Here is a 20,448-nt window from a genome sequence, read left to right as displayed (position 1 = left end):
TGGAACTGGCGATGGCTCAACGGTACCGGTCGGCGGCGGGTCGTACGCGTGGGAACGTACGCCGGATCGGGTCTCGCGGCCGATGTCGTCGCGCGTTCGCGCGAGCAGGGTTGAGCCATGAACATTTTCGACAGCGCGACGACGCTGACTCTGCTGGCCGACCACTACGACGGAGGGTGGCATCCCTGGCCGTTCTTCTGGATCTTTCCCCTGCTGTTCTGGATCACCGTGATCGCGGTGGTCTTCTTCGCCCGCCGACGGTGCGTGGGCCGCGGCGGCGCGGTGTCCGCACTGCGGGAAGGGTTCGCTCGCGGCGAGATCACCGAGGACGAGTACCGCGGCAGGCTCGCGGTACTGAGCGAACCGCGCGGGCGCGAGAAGAAGTAGGGAGGTATCGGGATGCGATTCGGAATCGTGCTCATGCCGCGGTCCGGACCGGAGTGGACGCGTGCGGTCACCGGAGCTCGAACGCAGGGCTACGACACGCTGATGCTGCCGGACACGCTGTACACGCCGTCGCCACTCATCGCCCTGGCCGCGGCCGCCGCGGTGACGGACAACATGCGGTTGCGACCGAATGTGCTGGCCGCGCCGTTCCGGTCATCGACCGCCACCGTTCGGGACACAGCCGCGCTGCAACTACTTTCGGACGGACGGTTCGAACTGGGAATCGGCACCGGAAGGCCGGACGCTCGGGTGGAAGCCGAAAGGCTCGCCATGCCATGGGGTTCGGCAGGTCAACGACGGAACCAGCTGATCGACACAATCACCGCAGTGCGCACCCAGGTCGACCCGACCCCGCCCGTGGTGATCGCGGCGAGCGGCCCGAGAATGCTCACCACCGCGGCCGAGTACGCCGATCGGATCCTGCTGGCGGCCGCACCGGACGCGACAGAAGACGACCTCGCCCGGATGGTCGGCACCGTCACCGCCCACACCGACCGCGACGTCCGTTTCACCCTCCAACTCGTCGGTATCGGCGAGCAGCTGCCCACCTGGCTGAGCACACGACTCGGCCACACCGCCGAAAAACTCCGTGCCGCGGGTGCCGCCGGACTTCTCCCCAGCGATCCACAGGCGGCTGGGGAAATCCTCGAATCCCGCAGCGAGCGTTACGGAATCGACGAACTGATCGTCCCCGGCGAGCTGGCCACCGCCTTCGCCCCGGTGCTCGAGCACGCGCGTCGATAATCGGAGAAGCGAAAAGCCCGCCCCCTGATCCAGGGGGCGGGCTTTTCGGTTCAGCTGATTACTCGCCGGAGGCGGCGGCCTCGGGCGCGGTGCCCTCGGCGGCGCCGGTGAGGACAACCTCTGGCTTGTCGTCGCCTGCGGAAGCCTTGGTCAGCTTCGTCTTGCCGGTGAAGGTGAACTTGGCGTCCTCGCCGAGACCCTCGCCGTTCCAGCCTTCGACGTCGACCAGGATGGTCTGGCCCGCGCCGATCTCGCCGAAGAGGATCTTCTCCGACAGCTGGTCTTCGATCTCGCGCTGAATCGTGCGACGCAGCGGACGAGCGCCGAGGACCGGGTCGAAACCACGCTTCGCGAGCAGGCTCTTGGCCTGATCGGTCAGCTCCATGGCCATGTCCTTGTTCTTCAGCTGCTTGCCGACGCGGGCGATCATCAGGTCCACCATCTGCACGATCTGTTCGCTCGTGAGCTGGTGGAAGACGATCACGTCGTCGATGCGGTTGAGGAACTCGGGCCGGAAGTGCTTCTTCAGCTCGTCGTTGACCTTGAGCTTCATCCGCTCGTAGTTCGAGCCCTCGACACTGGACTGGGTGAAGCCCAGGCCCACAGCCTTCGAGATGTCGGAGGTGCCCAGGTTCGAGGTGAAGATCAGCACGGTGTTCTTGAAGTCGACCGTACGACCCTGACCGTCGGTGAGACGGCCGTCCTCGAGCACCTGCAGGAGGGTGTTGTAGATCTCCTGGTGTGCCTTCTCGATCTCGTCGAACAGCACCACCGAGAACGGCTTGCGGCGCACCTTTTCGGTGAGCTGGCCGCCCTCCTCGTAGCCCACGTACCCGGGAGGGGCACCGAACAGACGAGAAGCGGTGAAGCGGTCGTGGAACTCGCCCATGTCGATCTGGATGAGCGCGTCGTCGTCGCCGAACAGGAAGTTCGCCAGCGACTTGGCGAGCTCGGTCTTACCGACACCCGAGGGGCCGGCGAAGATGAACGAGCCCGACGGCCGCTTGGGGTCCTTCAGACCGGCGCGAGTGCGGCGGATCGCCTTGGAGACGGCCTTGACGGCATCCTCCTGGCCGATGATCCGCTTGTGCAGCTCGTCTTCCATGCGGAGCAGACGGGTGGTCTCCTCCTCGGTGAGCTTGAAGACGGGGATGCCGGTCCAGTTGGCCAGCACCTCCGCGATCTGCTCGTCGTCGACCTCGGCCACGACGTCCAGATCACCGGAACGCCACTGCTTTTCCCGCTCGGCACGCTTGGCGACGAGCTGCTTCTCCTTGTCGCGCAGACGCGCGGCCTTCTCGAAGTCCTGCGCGTCGATAGCGCTTTCCTTCTCCCGACGGGCATCGGCGATCTTGTCGTCGAAGTCGCGCAGGTCCGGCGGAGCGGTCATCCGGCGGATGCGCATGCGCGCGCCCGCTTCGTCGATCAGGTCGATCGCCTTGTCCGGCAGGAACCGGTCGTTGATGTAGCGGTCGGCCAGGGTGGCGGCGGCGACGAGAGCGCCATCGGTGATGGAGACCCGGTGGTGCGCCTCGTAGCGGTCGCGCAGACCCTTGAGGATGTTGATGGTGTGCTCGACGGTCGGCTCGCCCACCTGGACCGGCTGGAAACGGCGTTCCAGCGCGGCGTCCTTCTCGATGTACTTGCGGTACTCGTCGAGAGTGGTGGCGCCGATGGTCTGCAGCTCGCCACGGGCCAGCTTCGGCTTCAGGATCGAGGCCGCGTCGATGGCGCCTTCGGCAGCACCCGCGCCGACGAGCGTGTGCAGCTCGTCGATGAACAGGATGATGTCGCCGCGGGTGTTGATCTCCTTGAGCACCTTCTTGAGGCGCTCTTCGAAGTCACCGCGGTAGCGGCTGCCCGCGACCAGGGAGCCCAGGTCGAGGGTGTAGAGCTGCTTGTCCTTGAGGGTCTCGGGGACCTCGCCGTTGACGATGGCCTGTGCCAGGCCCTCGACCACAGCGGTCTTACCGACACCGGGCTCGCCGATCAGCACCGGGTTGTTCTTGGTGCGGCGGCTCAGCACCTGCATGACGCGCTCGATTTCCTTCGAGCGGCCGATGACCGGGTCGAGCTTGCCTTCGAGCGCGGCCTGAGTGAGGTTGCGGCCGAACTGGTCGAGCACCAGCGACGTGGACGGCGTGCCCGCCTCGCCGCGCGGACCGGCGCCCTCGACGGGCTCCTTGCCCTGGTACCCGGACAGCAGCTGGATGACCTGCTGACGGACACGGTTGAGGTCGGCACCCAGCTTGACCAGCACCTGGGCCGCGACGCCCTCGCCCTCGCGGATGAGGCCGAGCAGGATGTGCTCGGTACCGATGTAGTTGTGGCCGAGCTGCAGCGCCTCGCGCAGGCTCAGCTCCAGCACCTTTTTGGCACGCGGGGTGAAGGGGATGTGACCGGACGGCGCCTGCTGGCCCTGCCCGATGATCTCCTCGACCTGGCTACGCACACCCTCCAGCGAGATGCCAAGGGACTCCAGCGACTTCGCCGCCACGCCCTCGCCCTCGTGGATCAACCCAAGCAGGATGTGCTCGGTGCCGATGTAGTTGTGGTTGAGCATCCGGGCCTCTTCTTGGGCCAGGACAACGACACGCCTCGCGCGGTCGGTGAACCTCTCGAACATCGCTCCCTCACTCTCCTGCTCCGACATTCTGGCAACAGACGCCGCAGTATGCTCGATACAACCTAGGGCGTCGGACCGACAACTCTCGCCGTCAGCCTGCCATGAAGCCCGGGGGTTGCGGCCCCCGCCATCCACTCTAGTTGGCAGGGGATTCCGCCGCCGCCGGTCCACCCTATTGAAGACCGGCGACAACATGGTCACCTACAGACAACGCGCACGTCGCGGCATTCGTTTCCTGTTCAGTTTTGCCTACAGCGAAATCGTCGCCGGGGTGTTATCCGGTGAAGGGTGGGACGAATTCGCACGGCACGGGGGCCTCTCTGGCCGGATCGAGGGCGTTGAGGACGTGCCCGGCCGCGCGGGGGCTGCCCGCGATGGCCAGGTGTTCGGAGTAGTCCTGCGCGCAACCGTCCTGCACGACGACCGAGGTGGTGTTCGGGCCGGGGACCAGGCCCGATGTGTGCGGGACGACCAGTTCGTCGATGGCGGAGACGACATTGGTGTACGTGACCCTGGGGTCGTACACGCCGTCGGCGTTCAGTGCGGCCATGAAGGGCGAGCCGGCGAACATCTGTCCGCAGGCCTGACACAGCGACGAGCTGACCGCGTCGAAGGCGGGTCCCGCGCCGAGCGCCCGGCTGAAGTGGGCGATATCGCCCGCCCCGAACGCGTTGGTGCCGAGCCAGGGCGGCGCGATCCCGACGAGCTTGCCGACCTTGTCCCCGCCGCCGAGCCGCTTGACGTAGTAGTTGCCGACCAGATTGCCCTGCGAATGGGCGATCAGGTCGACCCGCTCGGCGCCGGTGCGGGCCAGCACACCGTCGACGAAGGCCGCGACCTCGGCGGCGCTCTGCTCGATGGGACGCATGCCGCCGATCGCCGAGACGGGCCATGGCAGGGAGTAGGCGCCGTAGGTGAGGGAGAAGACGCAATAGCCCTCGTTGGCCAGCAGCGGGGCGTATACGCCCCAGTTCGTCTGCGCTCCGCCGCCGGTGCCGTGCAGCAGGACCACCGGATTCGGATGCTGGGCCGAGGGGACGCAGCTCGGGTCGTTCGAACCGGGCAGTGAGCCGCCCGGGTTGGTGAGCTCCGGGGGGATGCCGGCGAAGAAGTTGTAGTCGACCGGGAGTGGCTGGGCCGATGCGGTGGCGGGCAGACAGGCGAACAGAACCGCGGCCAGCACCGAGAGCGAACTACGTCGCATGAACGACTCCTCACTAGAACGTGTTCCATTCATCATGGAACACGTTCTAGTGATCGCGTGGCGCTACCGGCCGGAAATCATCGACGCTGTTGCTGCGAACCGACCTGGGCGAAATTCTGCCCCTGCGAGAAGGACTGTCCGGCAGTCACCTCAGCGGCCGAACTCGACTTGCCCTGCTGCACGCCCGCGGCGAACAGCGCACCGCACAGCACCAGGAACGCGGCGGTGTGCACGACCGCGCGCACGATGTTCCAGCGAACCCAGGTCGCCTCGAAATCCGCACGCACGGCGGCGGTGTCGGCGATCGAAGCGGGATCACCCGCCGCGGCGAGCGCGTCGTTGAGCGGCACGTTCAGGCCCGCCGTGACGGCGAACGCGATCACGTTGAGCGCCAACGCGATTCCGATCCAGATCAGCGTCGAGCGCTGCTCCTTACCGAGGTGCAGAGCGGCCGCGAGCGCGGTGAACCCGACCGTGCCCATGAAGCCGAACATGAACCAGGGGTTGATGATCACGACATTGATCTTCTGCATGACGTCGATCAGTGTGCGGTCCTCGGTGCGAGCCAGCGCGGGCATCACCGAGATCGCGTACGCGTAGAACACCCCGGCGATGAGTCCGGTGCTGAGCAAGGCCAGCACCATGGTGGCCATCCGAACTGCGAACATGCGATGTCTCCTGACTCGTGGTCCGGAGCTTCGATCCCGTGCTCCGGTGATACGAGTAAGTCAACCGCCCAGCGCGCGTCCGCGACATAGTTCAGGCGCTCACCGACCTACGCGAGCGTCGCGGTCACAAATCGTGGTCGGAGATCAGTCCGCTCTGCATGGCCAGCGCGGCCAATCGGGTGCGCTTCTGGTTCTGCGGGAGATTTTCCACCCCGAACTTCGCGAACAAGGCGCGCAGGTGAGTTTTGATCGCGTCGATGGAGAGGAACAATTCCTCGGCGATCTGCTGATTCGACGCGGGCGTCGCGAAGCCGGTGCCGTGTTTGTACGGACGGCACAGCGCGACCAGCACCGCGCGCTGGGTCTCGGTCAGTGAACGCATCGTGGGGATGGACCCGGACGCGGTATGCGTGGCGTCGTCCACCACACCGCCGAAATCGAAGAAATGCACGAGCGTGGTCCCGACCCGAATACGGTCGCCAGGACTCAGTCGGCGCCGACCGACCAGCCGCTCACCGTTGACGAAGGTGCCGTTACGCGAAAGTCCGTCGTCGATGATGGTCCAATGCGCACCGAGATGTTCGACGGCCGCGTGCAGACGGGACACCTCGACGTCCCACGCGAGCACGAGGTCGGCCTGCACATTGCGCCCGATGGTCACACGCTGCTGCCCGGCCTCCAAGGCCAGTTCATGCTGCTTACCGGTGTCGTCGGTATACCGCAGGAAGGAACTCACTGCGCGACACCGCCGGATACTCGAAACACCTTGTGCACGGCCAACAGTCTACTTCCCTACCACCCCGACCCCACACAACCCGGACCCGAAAACCCGACCGAACATCGGCCGTCACCACAAACCCGGCCCCGCGCGCCCCGACTCCGAGGAGGGGCAGGCAGGCGCAGCCTGCCGTTCGCGGCCGTCCCGCTGTTGAGGTGTCGTTGCGTACGCGACGAAGGAGCAAGCAACGGCACCTCAACAGCGGGACCGGCGGGGCCGCGAACCACGCGGCGCCCGCGCCGCAAATAACTCAGTTCTTGCCGACCTCTTTGTTGTACGCGTCGGTGATTTCCGCCGAGATACGACCACGGGCAGAGACCTTGTGGCCCTTACGCCGAGCCCATTCGCGAATTGCGGCGCTCTGTTCACGGTCCATGGAAACGCGACTCTTGCCCTGCGGCGCGGGTGCACCGGCAGCCTTCACCCGGCGACGGCCACTCACACGGCGGGCGTTGGCGACCCACTCGTCCAGGCCTTCGCGCAGGCGCGCCGCATTTGCGTCCGACAGATCGATCTCGTACGACACCCCATCGATAGCGAACTCGATGGTCTCGTCCGCGATGGACTCACCGTCGACATCGTCGATCAGGCTAACGGTGACCTTCTTTGCCATGAGATGAACGTCCTCTCGAAATCGTCAAGCCTGCCTCCAGGCCGAATACCCGAGGCAAGAATACCCCGAAATGCGAAATTTCCAACACGGGGTCTTCACCCCGAGAATTCACTGGTCAGCGACTAGTGGGTCGGACAATCGGGAACAGGATCGTTTCCCGGATTCCCGAACCCGTGAGTGCCATCAACAAGCGATCGATTCCCATACCCGTTCCGGTGGTCGGCGGCATGCCGTGTTCCATCGCGGCGAGGAAGTCTTCATCGAGCACCATGGCCTCGTCATCGCCTGCCGCGGCCAACCTGGCCTGGTCGACGAAGCGTTCACGCTGGATCACCGGGTCCACCAGTTCCGAATAGCCCGTTGCCAACTCGAAGCCCCGAACATAGAGGTCCCACTTCTCGGTGACACCGGACTTGCTGCGATGCTGACGGGTGAGCGGTGAAGTCTCGACCGGGAAGTCGCGAACGAAAGTCGGCGCGTAGAGCTTGTCGCCATACGCGTGTTCCCAAAGTTCTTCGACCAGTTTCCCGTGACCGTAGCCCTTGTCGGAAGGAATTTCCAGACCTACCCGATCCGCGAGTGCGAGCAATTCCTCGACAGTGGTTTCCGGAGTGACCTCGACACCGATCGACTCCGACAGCGAGGGATACATCTCGACGGTCGTCCACTCGCCACCGAGATCATATTCAGTGCCGTCGGCAAGCGTCACAAGGAGGGTGCCGAATGCCTCTCGCGCGACTTCCTGGATCAATTCCCGGGTCATCGTCGCCGAGTCGTCATAGGTGCCGTATGCCTCGTAGGTTTCCAGCATCGCGAACTCGGGTGAATGGGTGGAGTCGGCGCCTTCGTTGCGGAAGTTCCGGTTGATCTCGAAGACCTTCTCCAGGCCGCCGACCACGCACCGCTTGAGGAACAGCTCTGGCGCGATACGCAAGAAAAGATCCATGTCCAACGCGTTGGAATGGGTCACGAAGGGGCGCGCGGCGGCGCCGCCGTGGATGGTCTGCAGCATCGGGGTCTCGACCTCGAGGAAGCCGCGGCGTTCGAGCGCGTTGCGCAGCGCACGGACCACATTCACGCGGGTACGGGCCATTTCCCTGGCCTCGGGACGCACGATCAGGTCGACATAGCGCTGACGAACGCGCGACTCCTCGTTCATCTCCTTGTGCGCCACCGGCAGCGGACGAAGCGACTTGGCCGCCATCGACCAGGAATCGGCCATCACGCTCAATTCCCCGGTGCGCGAGGAGATGACCTCGCCGTGCACGAACACGAAGTCACCGAGGTCGACATCGGCCTTCCAGGCCGCCAGCGCGTCGGCTCCGACACCGTTGAGGCTGATCATCGCCTGCAGCTTGGTGCCGTCGCCCTCCTGCAGCGTGGCGAAGCACAGCTTGCCGGTATTACGAACGAAAATGACGCGGCCCGCGATACCGGCCTGCAGACCGGTCTGGGTGTCGGCTTCCAGATCCGGGTAGGCGGCGCGGATTTCGGCCAGCGTGTGGGTGCGCGGCACCACCACCGGATAGGCCTCACCGCCCTCGGTGAGCAGCCGTTCACGCTTGTCCCGACGAATCCGCATCTGCTCGGGAACATCGATGTCCACGGCGGAAGTGGCGGCGCGGCCGGGTGCGGCGGGGTTAGGAGTGCTCACATCCGACAACATTAGCGGTCGCCGGAAATTGATTTACCGCTCCCCCGTTCCCCCGCCCCCGCGCGTATTCAGCGGACCGCCCGCGGGCACAGCCGTGCACGCTCGGCCTCACGTTATGCGCCGAAGGACTCGAAGGCGGCTGGGGAGTTACCCCGGTGAAGGCGAAATCAGTGAGGCACTTCACAATTCACGGCTGCGCTTACAGCGAGGCCAGGGAGTCCACCTCACGGGCGAAATGCGGGACGCCGACGCCGACCGTCAACAACCCCGCCGACTTCAGCGCCTGATAGCCGCCGATCACGTCGCTGGCCCGGTGCAAGCCCAACTCCTGCAGAGCGGCCGCGGCCAAACTCGACGTGTAGCCCTCCGAGCAGAAGATAATCCATTCCACATCATGATCAACGGCGAGGGACAACCGTGCCGACGAGGTCGGATCCAGTCGCCATTCCAGAACATTGCGCTCGATCACCAGGGCGCCGGGCAGCGAGCCTTCGCGCACGCGCTGCGCGGCGGGGCGGATGTCGACCAGAATCGCGCCACGCTCCAGCGCGGCGGCTACGTCGTACACATAGACCCGGTGTAGTCGTTCGCGAGCATTCTCGAGCATCTGATCAATCGTCAAACGGCTCATCACAGATCACCTTCGGGCTGGTCGGTGAGGACGGTTTTGGTTCGGCGCAATGTTCCATGGCCGGTCACTTCGTAATACGACATCGCCGACAACGGCGGGGAATACGCGTGCACGCTCAAGGTGGGATCCAGCGGACCGACGGATTCCGCGGCGGCGGGCGCGCGCACGACGTCGTGCACCCAACCGATCGGGAACGATGCCTGATCACCCGCGGCCAGCGTGCGCCTGCGTAACTCCGACCCATTCCAGCGATATTCCAGGAGGGCGCCGCTCAGCACGGTCAGCGCGCCGAGCGAGCCGGCATGGTCGTGCAGATCGGTGAATTTTCCCGGCGTCCAGCTGATCAGCCAGACATCGACCTCGTCGTCGTGGGAAAGACGGGTCGCCCAGCGCTCTTCGGTCGGCCAGATGCCATCGGCGGGCAGCAGGTGGTCGTAGCGGCCGGAGAGAACGTCTTCGGCACCTTCGTCGGTGAGTCGCAGCAGGTCGGCGGGACGCAACCGGGTCGGCAAGGCCGAGGCGATCGCCCGGTCGAGCGGCGGCGTCGCGGAGTATTCGTCGCGTGCGGACGAAAGGGAAAGAACAGAGGAACGCATGAGCGCATCTCCAGAAGGTGAGAAATCGGTCGAGGGAAAACGTCAGCCTCGAACGGTCGAGGCAGATTAGCCTCGACAACACTCCTGGGTGCTCACACGGAAGATCACGAACGCAGTTTAGCAGACACTACTTTTTGTTGCGCTCGTAGACATGGCGCAATCCCGTCAGCGTGAGGTGCGGGACGTGCTGGTCGATGGTCTCGGACTCCGGCACGATCAGCGGTGCGCCCGCACCCGTGGCGACCACGGTGACATCGGTGCCCGCGAACGCGTCGAATTCGTCGCGGATGCGGTCGACCAGACCGTCGACCAGACCGGCGAAACCGAAAATCGCGCCGGACTGAATGCACTCCATGCTGTTCTTGCCCACCACCGAACGCGGCCGCGCCAGCTCCACGCGGCGCATCGCACTGCGTTCCACCAGCGCCTCGGCGGAGATCTCCACACCGGGCGCGATCACCCCGCCGAGGAATTCACCCTTGGCCGACACCAGATCGACGCAGATCGCGGTGCCGAAATCGACGACGATCGCGGGCCCGCCGAAGCTACGGAAGGCGGCGAGGCAGTTGACGATGCGGTCGGCGCCCACCTCCTTCGGATTGTCGACCAGCAGTGGAATGCCTGTTCGCACACCGGGTTCCACCAGCACGTGCGGCACATGCGACCAATAGCGCGCGAGCATCGCGCGCAGTTCACGCAACACCGGCGGCACGGTCGACAGCGCGGAGACGCCGACGATCCGGTCGAGATCCTCGCCGACCAGACCACGCACCTGCATCGCGAACTCGTCCGCGGTGATCAACGGATTCGTGTGAATCCGCCAGTGCCGCACCAGGCTCGCGTGTTCACCACTGCCGGAGAACAGACCGAGTTCGATACCGGTGTTGCGGACATCGATCGTCAGCAGCATGGTCCTGGGTCCCCCGCCCGGCTCAGACGAACGACAGCGAACGCGGTGAGGTGAGGCCGGAGCCCTCCGGTGCGTGCGCGGGGTCGCTGCCCAGCTCCACCGGACGGTTGTGGTCGTCGACGAAGACCACCTTCGGGTCGTAGTCGCGGACCTCGGCCTCGTCCATCTGCCCGTAGGCGATGAGGATGACCAGGTCACCGGGGTGCACGAGGTGGGCGGCGGCACCGTTGATGCCGATCACGCCCGAACCGCGCTCGCCGGCGATCACATAGGTCTCGAGGCGGGCGCCGTTGTCGATGTCGACGATGCAGACCTGCTCACCCTCGAGCAGATCGGCGGCGTCGAGCAGGTCCTGGTCGACGGTCACCGAGCCGACGTAGTGCAGGTCGGCATGGGTCACGGTGGCACGGTGGATCTTCGACTTCATCATGGTGCGCAACATCGTCGTCGCCTTTCAGTGCGCCTGCGAGGCAGGCAGGGAGTTCGCGTCGGGGTGTCCATCGATTTGGGCGCCCAGTACTACAGCAGCGTTGTCGATCAGGCGGGTGTCGCCGACTCTGGCCGCGACCAGCAGACGAGCATTGCCCGCGGTGGGGGCCGGGCCGAGGTTGGCATCGCGCAGTTCGAGGTAGTCGACATCGAGGCCGTCGACCGCGTCGAGCACCGAGCGGGCGGTCTGCACGACCGCGTCCGCGCCGAGCCCGGCGGCGTGACGGCCCGCGGCGAGTGCGGCCGACAGCGCCAGCGCCGATTCACGTTGGGTGGCGTCGAGGAAACGGTTGCGCGAGGAGAGGGCGAGGCCGTCGGGCTCACGGACCGTCGGGTAGGCGACGATCTTGGCGTCCATGTTCAGGTCGCGCACCATCTGCCGGATCAGCGTGAGCTGCTGGTAGTCCTTCTCACCGAAATACGCCTCGGAGGCGTGGGTGATGTTGAGCAGCTTCGCGACAACGGTGAGCATGCCCGCGAAATGCGTGGGCCTGCTGGCGCCTTCGAGCTCGGCGCCGAGCGGGCCGGGCTGGACGGTGGTGCGCATGCCGTCCGGGTACATATCGGAGACGGTCGGCGCGAAGACCAGGTCGACGCCCTCGGTGCGGAGCAGTTCGAGGTCGGCGTCGAGGGTGCGCGGGTAGGCGTCGAGGTCTTCGTTCGCGCCGAACTGCAGCGGGTTGACGAAGATCGAGACGATCACGACCTGGTTGGCGAGCTTGGCCTGGCGGATGAGCGCCAGGTGACCCTCGTGCAGCGCACCCATGGTCGGCACGAAACCGACCGTGCGCCCGGCGCCGCGCAGCGCCTTGGCGACGGTATCGAGCACTTCAGGGTTGTGGTGCACGGTCAGGACGCCTGCCTTGAAGGCGCCGGTGGCGCGCGGGCCACCCTGGTGGTGGTGCACTTCTCGGGGTTCCATCAGTGGCCTTCCTTGGCGAGGAGCTCCAGCAGTGCCGGATCGGTTCTTGCGAGTTCGGCGGTGCGCAGCGAGTTGGCCCGGTAGGCCTCGGCCAGGCGGTCGTCGACCTGTTCGAGCGCGGCGAGGTGGGCGGCGACGGCGTCGACATCACCGCGGGCGACCGGGCCGGTCAGTGCGGCCTGGCCGCGGCGCAGCGCGTTGTCGAGCGCGGCCGAGGCGAGGGGGGCGAGCAACCGTTCGGGGAGGCCGCCGGGCTGATCGTCGACCAGCGGCTGGCCGAGCAGGCCGGGGCCGGACAGGGACTCGCGCAGCGCCGCGACGGCGTCGACGATGACCGTGACCAGGTGATTGCTGCCGTGCGCGAGAGCTGCGTGATAGAGCGAACGCTGGTTCTCCTCGACGCGAACCGGCTCGCCACCCATCTCGATCACCAGCGCCTGCGCGATGGCGTAACCGACCTCGTCGGCGGCGGTGACGCCGAAGCAGGCGTTGGCGAGGCGGGCGATGTCCTCGTCGTGGCCGGTGAAGGTCATCGCGGGGTGGATCGCGAGGCCGAGCGCGCCCTGTTGCGTCAGCGGCTCGAGAATCGCGACGCCGTTCGCGCCGGAGGTGTGCACGACGATGGTGCCGGGGCGCACGACGTTCGCACCGGCGAGCCCGCGCACCAGCCCGGCCAGTTCGGCATCGGGAACGGCGAGCAGGAGCAGTTCGCTGCGCTGGGCGATCTGTTCGATCGGCAGCACCTGGGCCTCCGGCAGCCGGGTACGGGCGCGATGCACCGAGGCGTCGGAGATCGCGGCGACGCCGAAGACCACATGGCCGGCTCGCTCGAGCGCTACGCCGAGTGCGGAACCCACCCGTCCCGCCGAGACGATTCCTACCGTCAGTCGTGCGGGCGCCGGGTCAACACTCGTGGTCGCGCCATCAGGGTTGACACTTCTCGAGGTCAACGTTGTCCTCTCGATTGCGTTCCAGTCCCGCGGTGCGGGTACCAGACGTTACGAGTCGAGGATAGAGGGGTACGTGGGCGAGGCGCCATCACCCCCCGCCGTGATCTACGCCTCCCCGCGCCTTCCGGCCGGATCTAGGCGGCGTGGTGCGTCAGCGGGTGGATTCCGATTCCAGGTTGGCCATGATGTCGGCCACCGATAGTCGGGCGGTGCCTTCGGTTTCCGCGCGGCGGCGTCGACGGGAGCTGGTGCCGACCGCGGGGGCCTTGTCGGGGCGGGCGGCCGGGGGCTGGGCCGATTCCTGGTCGGGCGTGGCCGCCGGGGCAGGTTCGGCCGTGGCGACCGGAGCCGGGGCAGGCTCGGCGACGGGCTCGGCGGGAGCCGGGGTCGACGGGTTGCCGTTCGTGGCGGGCTCGGCCGGGAGGACCGTATCGGACACCTTGCGGGTGTTCGGCGAGGACAGCCGGGGCGGGGGCGTCTTCCCCGATGGCGTGGTCGGCGCGGCGGGCTGCGGCAGGGGGGCCGCCTGCTGCTGGGTCTCGGCGTACTCGTCCAGTTGGACGGCGGAGGTTTCCGCGGTGACCGGGTCGTCGTACGGGTCGGCGAAATTGGCCGAAACCGGTTGTATGAAGACGGGTTTCAGTGCGCTGGGCGGTTGCTGCCACGGGCCGAACCAGGCGGCGGTGGCATCCTCGGGGCTAACGTCGAAATCGTGGTCGGGCTCGTCGAAGGCATTGAAGCCACCGGCGGGCAACGCGTCGATCCGCACCGCGTCGGCCTGCAGCGCAGGTTGCTCGTCGGGCAGCGCGCCGTCGAAGAGAACCTGCAGATTCTGGCGCAGCAGGGTCAGCTCGGCGCGCAGCGCGGCGATTTCGGAGGAGTCGGCGCCGACTTCGGCACGCACCCTCGCCTCGACACCCATCTCGTACTCACGGCGCGCGTTGATCTCGCGCTCGAGCTGCAATTCGTACACCGTCTGCAGATCGCGCACCTTCGCCTGGTCGACTGCCGCGTCCTTGCGATAGCGGGTGGCCGCGAGCGCGCCGATCACCGCCGCCCACAGGGCTGCTACCAGGCCGATCCTGACGTACTGGACGTTTTCGCTGAAGATCAGGAAAACACTGGCCGTCAGACCGAGCAGGATGAGGAAACCGACGAAGAATTTTCCCGCGTCGTCCCGCCGTCGTCGGGGCGCCGTGCTGCGGGAGGGTGAAACCATGAGGGCCAGGGTAGCCGGAATCGGCTGGTCGGCCCACCAAAGGTGGCGGTGATTCCATTCGCAAGTTGCTATGTAGTAGCGGGGTCCTCGTGCGGGTCCTCGGGCGCCCGGCAGCAATACTCCAGCCACAAAGCCGCAGCAACCAGGGTCGAACCGGCCAGCAGACCGACTACCGCGCCCGGCGAATCGGCAGCGGCGGCGGTCACGGTGCCGCGCTGTGGGAAAACCCACAGCAGGAAACCCAGCCACACCCCGGCGGCCAGCGAACCCACCTGCAACGACGCCTTGGCCAAGGCCACGCCCCTGGCGACGTTGATCGGATGCATCTGGCCCGAGCCGTCGCCGATCTGCTCATCGGCGATCTTGGCCTTGATCGCGAAGCCGAGCGCCGCCTCGATCGCGGCGACCGGCAGCAGCGAGGCACCGGCGGCCACCGAGATCGACGGGAAGCTGGAATAGGCGAACCGGGTGGCGACCCAGGCGACCGCGGCGGCCACCACCACGTTCAGCGCGAGGTCGAGTACCCGGGTGGGTTTCAGCACGGGCGGGCACTTTCGTCGCCGAGCACCAGATCGGTGACGACCACGCCGTCCCTCTCGGACCGGTCGAGGTCGGCGAGCAACTCCGCGATCGGATGGGCGACGCCGTCGACGAGCAGGTGCGCGGACGGTTCGACGGCCAGCCACGGGACGAGCACGAAGGCCCGGTTATGGGCCTGCGGATGCGGGAGGATCAGCGTGGGGTCGGTGGCACGCGCGATCGCGGCGCCGGTGTCGTCGGTGCACTGGACCACGTCGACGTCGAGGGTGCGCGCACCCCAGCGGATCTCACGCACACGGCCTGCCGACTGCTCGCACTGCTGACCGAACCGCAGCCAGGCGTAGTCATCGAAGGCCGGATCTTCGGCTACGACAACAGCATTGAGGTAGTCGTCTTGGTCGACGCCGCCCCACGGCGCGGTGGTGTACACCGGCGAGACCGCCACGACCCGCGCCCCCAGCGCGTCGAGGACGCTGCGCAGATGCGCGAGCCGATCGCCCAGGTTCGAGCCGATCGAGAGCACCGCGCGAGTCATCGCCGCGACCCCGGGACCACCGTGCGATACCGGGTGGCCACCACGCGCACGTCGGCGAACGTGTGTGGGATCGGCGCCGAGGGCTTGTGCACGACCACCTCCACCGCCTCGATCCGCGGGTCGGCCATCACGTCGTCGGCAATCTCGGAGACCACCGTCTCGATCAGATTGCGCGGCGGACCTGTCACGATGCGCACGGCACGCTCGGCCAGCGCGCCGTAGTCGACCGTGTCGGCGAGATCGTCGGACGCGGCCGCCGCGGCGAAATCGACCCAGACTGTCAGGTCGACGATGAACTCCTGGCCGTCACGACGCTCGAAATCGAACACACCGTGCCTGCCGAACGCGGTCAGCCCGAGCAACTCGATCCGCGACGACGCGGACCTGCCTGCGGGCGGCGGCAGCAGGGGCAGGTTCATCGATGGACTCCTCGGGCGGCGGTGGCACGGGTTTCGGCGGCTCGACGCCAAGCATCGACGACGGCGATGGCGTCCAGCGAGGCTCGGACGTCGTGGACGCGCACACCCCAGGCGCCGTTGGTGGCGGCCAGGGCGGACAACGTCGCGGTGGCGGTTTCCCGGCCGTCCGGGGGGCGGGGGCCGGAATCGTCGGCGAGCAAGGCGCCGAGGAAGCGTTTGCGGGAGGCGCCGATCAGGATCGGGAAGCCGCCTGCCGCCAGTTCCGGCAGGGCGGCCAGGAGTTCCCAGTTGTGTTCGGCGTTCTTGGCGAAACCGAGGCCGGGGTCGAGGATCAGCCGATCGGGGGTCACCCCGGCGGCGACAGCCAGTTCGACCTGGGCGTCGAGTTCGGCGCGGACCTCGGCGACGACGTCGTCGTAGTGGTCGGCGGGGCCGGTGTGCCGGTAGTCGGCGCCGGCCCGCCAGTGCATGAGAATCCACGGCACACCGGCTTCGGCGACGACCTTCACCATGTTCGGGTCGGCGCGGCCGCCGGAGACGTCGTTGACCACCGAGACCCCCGCCTCCACCGCCGCCTCGGCGACCTCGGCGCGCATGGTGTCGACACTGGTCGGCACGCCCGCGGCGACCAGCCCACGGATCACCGGGGTAACGCGAGCGGCCTCGGCGGCGGGATCGACCCGGTCGGCGCCCGGCCTGGTGGATTCACCACCCACATCGACGATATCGGCGCCCGCCTCGTATAACTCGACACCGTGCGCGATCGCGAGTCCGGGGTCGAGGTAGCGACCGCCGTCGGAGAAGGAATCAGCGGTCACGTTGACCACACCCATGACCACACACGAACGGTGGTCACGGGCGGTCACCAGTGGCTCGCTCATTTGCGCAGGATCAGGTCCAGCGCCTCGGATCGCGAGGCGGCATCGGATTGCAGCTGGCCGCGCACCGCCGAGGTGGTGGTGCTGGCGCCCGGCTTGCGGATCCCCCTCATAGCCATGCACAGGTGTTCGGCCTCGACCACCACGATCGCCCCGCGCGGATCCAGCCTGCGCATCACCGCGTCGGCGATCTGGCTGGTCAGCCGCTCCTGGACCTGCGGGCGCTTGGCGTAGAGGTCGACGACGCGGGCCAGCTTCGACAGCCCCGTCACCCGGCCGTGCGAGCCGGGGATGTAGCCCACGTGCGCGACGCCGTGGAACGAGACCAGGTGATGCTCACAGGTGGAGAACATCGGGATGTCGCGGACCAGCACGAGTTCCTGGTGGCCCTCGTCGAACGTGGTCGCCAGCACCGCGTCCGGCTCGGTATAGAGCCCGGCGAACATCTCCCGGTAGGCGCGCGCCACCCGTGCGGGCGTATCGAGCAGACCGGGGCGGTCCGGGTCCTCACCCACTGCGATCAGCAGCTCGCGCACCGCGTTCTCCGCGCGCTGCTGATCGAATGGCAAACCGGTCGCCAGCGCCGTCAGCACCGACGGACTCGTAGCACCCAGCTCGCCTGCCGGATCGAGATCCTGCTTGTTGGCCGACAACTTCTCCGCACCTCCGTGATATTTGCGGCTGGCGCCGCGGGTTCTCGGCCCTGTTCACCACGTCCGTCCTGGCGAGCACTTCCTTTTCGCACTGACCACCGTCAGCCGATCCGGGACGCACCGCTGAAATCCTTCAGTGCGGGCCGAGAACCTGTGTCGACGCCGGTAGTCGTCCGGCATTCGACGTTCGAGCGTAGTTGGCCACCGGTCAGTGGCGGCCGTTCGGCCCTTCCCAGTCTTTATTCTCCGGATCGGCGTCACGCGCGGGCGGCTGCGGCTGGACACCCCACGGCTGGAAGCCGTCGCCGGCGTGCCGCGGCTGCTGCTGCTCGGGTCGACCCCAAGCACTGCCCTGATCCTGTGACGGTTGGGGCTGTTGCTGCGGCTGCTGAGGCTGCTGTTGCGGTGGCTGCTGTTGCTGCTCGTCGCGCGGCGGCCAGCCGGGCGCCGACCAACCGGCCGGTGCACCGTAATCGGGACGCGAACCGTGCGTCCCCGACTGCCGGGGGAACGCCTGGGTCGGCGCGGCGGGCAGCGGGTAGCCGGCCGCGGGCGGTGCGGGCTGGCCGTACGGCTGACCCTGGTAGCCGTTGGGCTCGACCGGCGGCGCCCCGTTGGGCACCGGCACCGGAGCGGGCTGCACCGGCGGCCACGGCTCGCCGCGCTCCACCGCCAGCTCGCCCGGCGTCTTCACCGGCGGCTTGTCCGACGGGTGCCGGTCACCGAAGTCGTTGAACGCGGTGATCCGCGGACGCTTCTCGACACCGGCCAGAATCGTCTCGAGATCCTTGCGGTGCAGGGTCTCGCGCTCGAGCAGCGCGGTGGCCAACGCGTCGAGTTGCTCGCGGTATTCGCTGAGGATCGACCACGCCTCGGTGTGCGCGGCCTCGATGAGGTTGCGCACCTCCTCGTCGATTTCGCGGGCGACCTCGTGCGAGTAGTCGGCCTGCACGCCCATCGAGCGGCCGAGGAACGGGTCGCCCTGCTCCTGGCCGTAGCGCACGGCACCGAGGCGGGCACTCATGCCGTACTCGGTGACCATGCCTCGGGCGATCTTGGTGGCCTGGTCGATATCGGAGGACGCGCCGGTGGTGGGCTCGTGGAACACCAGTTCCTCGGCCGCACGACCACCCATCGCGAAGACCAGCCGCGAGATCATCTCCGACCGGGTCATCAGGCCCTTGTCGTCCTCCGGCACCGTCATGGCGTGACCGCCGGTGCGGCCGCGCGCCAGGATGGTGACCTTGTAGACGGGCTCGATATCGGGCATCGCCCAGGCCGCCAGGGTGTGGCCGCCCTCGTGGTAGGCGGTGATCTTCTTCTCGTGCTCGCTGATGATGCGGCTCTTGCGGCGCGGGCCGCCGATCACGCGGTCGACCGACTCCTCGAGCGATTCACCCGTGATGACCGAGCCATTCTCCCTGGCGGTGAGCAGCGCGGCCTCGTTGATGACATTGGCCAGATCGGCGCCGGACATACCGACGGTGCGCTTGGCCAGGCCCTCGAGGTCGGCGTCCTGCGAGATCGGCTTACCCGCCGAGTGCACCCGCAGGATGGCGCGGCGACCGGCCAGGTCGGGGTTGCCGACCGGGATCTGCCGGTCGAACCGGCCGGGACGCAGCAGCGCGGGGTCGAGGATGTCGGGCCGGTTGGTGGCCGCGATCAGGATGATGTTGGAGCGATCGCCGAAGCCGTCCATCTCGACCAGGAGCTGGTTGAGGGTCTGCTCGCGCTCGTCGTGACCGCCGCCGAGGCCGGCACCGCGCTGGCGGCCGACCGCGTCGATCTCGTCGACGAAGATGATGCACGGACTGTTCTGCTTGGCCTGCTCGAACAGGTCGCGCACGCGGGAGGCGCCGACACCGACGAACATCTCGACGAAATCCGAACCGGAGATGGTGAAGAACGGCACCCCGGCCTCGCCGGCGACGGCGCGGGCCAGCAGCGTCTTACCGGTTCCGGGCGGCCCGTAGAGCAGCACGCCCTTGGGGATCTTCGCGCCGAGTGCCTGGTAGCGGGCCGGATTCTGCAGGAAGTCCTTGATCTCGTAGAGCTCTTCGACGGCCTCGTCGGCACCGGCGACATCGGAGAACGTGGTCTTCGGCATGTCCTTGGTGAGCAGCTTGGCCTTGGACTTCCCGAAGCCCATCATTCCGCCACGGCCGCCGCCCTGCATACGCGACATCACGAAGATGAACAGGCCGACCAACAGCACCATCGGCACGATGAACAGCAGCAACTGGGAAAGCCAGCTCTCCTGCTTGACCACGGTGTCGTACGGCGCGCCGGACTTCTGCACAGCGTCGAGGATCTGCGCGGAGTTCTCCCCGCCACTGGGGTACTTGGCGACGATCTTGGCGTTGTTGCTCGTGGCCTCGTTGCCGTTGTTCAGTTCGATGCGGAGCTGCTGCTCCTTGTCATCGATCTGCACGTTCTTGACGTTCGCTTTGTCCTCGAGCTGGGCCAGCGCAACGGAAGTGTCGACACTCTCCCAACCGCGCGTGTCATCGCTGAGAAAGCTGAACAGCCAGATCATGAGCATGATGCCCGAGATGATCGCCAAGGTGCGAAACACTGTCTTGCGGTTCATAGAGCGTCGGCCGGACGGCCCAGTCCTTTCCGGTTATTACTCCGGGTGTGCTTGCGAAGCGTCGAGATCGGCGGGTTTCGGATGCGGACATGCCACGTTACCGCGTACGGTCTAGTTCGATACATCGCGCAGTTCGGCTGCTGGTGCAGTTGCACTGGTAAACGGCCGGAGAACGCAAGAGGTTCCCGAACGCTCCGACCGGGTTGTGGCAAGTGGCCACAATCATGTCATGCCCGCCTTATCGTGGGCGACGACACAACTACAGCGCAGGGGGTATAGACATCGTCGAGCTACGAACACCCACAGCGATTCTGCGCCACGGCGGTGGACGGCTTGTCGTCCTCCGGCCGGGTACCGACGGCGAACGTGTTCTCGACGTTCC

General features: G+C 67.0%; 21 protein-coding genes. 2 read left to right on the top strand and 19 right to left on the bottom strand.

All coding sequences use genetic code 11. From position 1 onward, the window contains the following. Positions 1-117 precede the first annotated feature (117 nt). Both QX204_RS00200 and QX204_RS00195 read left to right on the top strand, forming a co-directional pair. A complete protein-coding gene (locus QX204_RS00200) occupies positions 118-387 on the top strand; it encodes an SHOCT domain-containing protein (RefSeq protein WP_301904596.1) in 270 nt (89 codons plus the stop codon). A 12-nt stretch (positions 388-399) separates the two neighbouring features. Further along, the gene (locus QX204_RS00195) at positions 400-1,191 is read left to right on the top strand and encodes an LLM class flavin-dependent oxidoreductase (protein ID WP_301904595.1); all 792 of its coding nucleotides are present in this window, start codon (positions 400-402) and stop codon (positions 1,189-1,191) included. 58 nt (positions 1,192-1,249) lie between these two features. Here the strand turns inward: QX204_RS00195 and QX204_RS00190 are convergent, their stop codons facing one another. From QX204_RS00190 to ftsH, 19 genes are all read right to left on the bottom strand, one after another. After that, positions 1,250-3,817, bottom strand: a complete 2,568-nt coding sequence (locus QX204_RS00190; protein WP_301904594.1) for an ATP-dependent Clp protease ATP-binding subunit — start codon at positions 3,815-3,817, stop codon at positions 1,250-1,252. A gap of 274 nt (positions 3,818-4,091) precedes the next feature. Then, on the bottom strand, positions 4,092-5,021 hold the full coding sequence (locus QX204_RS00185) for an esterase/lipase family protein (protein WP_301904593.1): 930 nt from the start codon (positions 5,019-5,021) through the stop codon (positions 4,092-4,094). Positions 5,022-5,098: 77 nt separating this feature from the next. Further along, positions 5,099-5,689, bottom strand: a complete 591-nt coding sequence (locus QX204_RS00180) for an anthrone oxygenase family protein (RefSeq protein ID WP_301904592.1) — start codon at positions 5,687-5,689, stop codon at positions 5,099-5,101. Positions 5,690-5,813: 124 nt separating this feature from the next. Next, positions 5,814-6,377: an FHA domain-containing protein gene (locus tag QX204_RS00175; protein WP_174551978.1), complete on the bottom strand. Its 564-nt coding sequence runs from the start codon at positions 6,375-6,377 to the stop codon at positions 5,814-5,816. A gap of 340 nt (positions 6,378-6,717) precedes the next feature. Beyond that, positions 6,718-7,080, bottom strand: coding sequence for a histone-like nucleoid-structuring protein Lsr2 (locus QX204_RS00170; protein WP_056819023.1), 363 nt, complete (start codon positions 7,078-7,080; stop codon positions 6,718-6,720). A 115-nt stretch (positions 7,081-7,195) separates the two neighbouring features. Next, the gene (lysS, locus tag QX204_RS00165) at positions 7,196-8,662 is read right to left on the bottom strand and encodes a lysine--tRNA ligase (protein WP_056819379.1); all 1,467 of its coding nucleotides are present in this window, start codon (positions 8,660-8,662) and stop codon (positions 7,196-7,198) included. Between the two features lie 271 nt (positions 8,663-8,933). Further along, complete coding sequence (locus QX204_RS00160) at positions 8,934-9,365, bottom strand: rhodanese-like domain-containing protein (RefSeq protein ID WP_056819025.1); 432 nt, start codon at positions 9,363-9,365, stop codon at positions 8,934-8,936. After that, positions 9,365-9,961, bottom strand: coding sequence for a cysteine dioxygenase (locus QX204_RS00155; protein WP_301904591.1), 597 nt, complete (start codon positions 9,959-9,961; stop codon positions 9,365-9,367). The genes QX204_RS00160 and QX204_RS00155 overlap by 1 nt, the downstream gene beginning before the upstream one ends. 127 nt (positions 9,962-10,088) lie before the next feature. Beyond that, the gene (locus QX204_RS00150; RefSeq protein WP_301904590.1) at positions 10,089-10,871 is read right to left on the bottom strand and encodes a type III pantothenate kinase; all 783 of its coding nucleotides are present in this window, start codon (positions 10,869-10,871) and stop codon (positions 10,089-10,091) included. A gap of 22 nt (positions 10,872-10,893) precedes the next feature. After that, a complete protein-coding gene (panD, locus tag QX204_RS00145) occupies positions 10,894-11,313 on the bottom strand; it encodes an aspartate 1-decarboxylase (protein ID WP_056819033.1) in 420 nt (139 codons plus the stop codon). 12 nt (positions 11,314-11,325) lie between these two features. Next, positions 11,326-12,282 carry a pantoate--beta-alanine ligase gene (gene panC / locus QX204_RS00140; protein ID WP_301904589.1) on the bottom strand — a complete coding sequence of 319 codons (957 nt, stop codon included), beginning with the start codon at positions 12,280-12,282 and terminating at the stop codon, positions 11,326-11,328. Further along, positions 12,282-13,232 carry a Rossmann-like and DUF2520 domain-containing protein gene (locus QX204_RS00135; RefSeq protein WP_301904588.1) on the bottom strand — a complete coding sequence of 317 codons (951 nt, stop codon included), beginning with the start codon at positions 13,230-13,232 and terminating at the stop codon, positions 12,282-12,284. The genes panC and QX204_RS00135 overlap by 1 nt, the downstream gene beginning before the upstream one ends. 151 nt (positions 13,233-13,383) lie before the next feature. After that, positions 13,384-14,451, bottom strand: coding sequence for a DUF6779 domain-containing protein (locus tag QX204_RS00130; RefSeq protein WP_301904587.1), 1,068 nt, complete (start codon positions 14,449-14,451; stop codon positions 13,384-13,386). A gap of 68 nt (positions 14,452-14,519) precedes the next feature. Next, the gene (locus QX204_RS00125) at positions 14,520-14,993 is read right to left on the bottom strand and encodes a DUF3180 domain-containing protein (RefSeq protein ID WP_056819041.1); all 474 of its coding nucleotides are present in this window, start codon (positions 14,991-14,993) and stop codon (positions 14,520-14,522) included. Next, complete coding sequence (gene folK / locus QX204_RS00120) at positions 14,987-15,526, bottom strand: 2-amino-4-hydroxy-6-hydroxymethyldihydropteridine diphosphokinase (RefSeq protein ID WP_301904586.1); 540 nt, start codon at positions 15,524-15,526, stop codon at positions 14,987-14,989. Before folK ends, QX204_RS00125 begins: the two co-directional genes overlap by 7 nt. Further along, complete coding sequence (folB, locus tag QX204_RS00115; RefSeq protein WP_301904585.1) at positions 15,523-15,945, bottom strand: dihydroneopterin aldolase; 423 nt, start codon at positions 15,943-15,945, stop codon at positions 15,523-15,525. Before folB ends, folK begins: the two co-directional genes overlap by 4 nt. Beyond that, positions 15,942-16,826 (bottom strand): dihydropteroate synthase, encoded by an 885-nt coding sequence (gene folP / locus QX204_RS00110; protein WP_301904584.1) that lies wholly within the window; start codon positions 16,824-16,826, stop codon positions 15,942-15,944. The genes folB and folP overlap by 4 nt, the downstream gene beginning before the upstream one ends. Continuing rightward, positions 16,823-17,437 (bottom strand): GTP cyclohydrolase I FolE, encoded by a 615-nt coding sequence (gene folE / locus QX204_RS00105; RefSeq protein ID WP_301908209.1) that lies wholly within the window; start codon positions 17,435-17,437, stop codon positions 16,823-16,825. The genes folP and folE overlap by 4 nt, the downstream gene beginning before the upstream one ends. A gap of 247 nt (positions 17,438-17,684) precedes the next feature. Continuing rightward, positions 17,685-20,066 carry an ATP-dependent zinc metalloprotease FtsH gene (gene ftsH, locus QX204_RS00100; RefSeq protein WP_301904583.1) on the bottom strand — a complete coding sequence of 794 codons (2,382 nt, stop codon included), beginning with the start codon at positions 20,064-20,066 and terminating at the stop codon, positions 17,685-17,687. Between the last annotated feature and the right edge of the window lie 382 nt (positions 20,067-20,448).

Origin of the sequence: Nocardia sp. PE-7, from assembly GCF_030486425.1 — a bacterium.
GTDB classification, from domain to species: Bacteria; Actinomycetota; Actinomycetes; order Mycobacteriales; family Mycobacteriaceae; genus Nocardia; species Nocardia salmonicida_A.
This window is presented reverse-complemented; position numbering and strand designations above follow the sequence as displayed.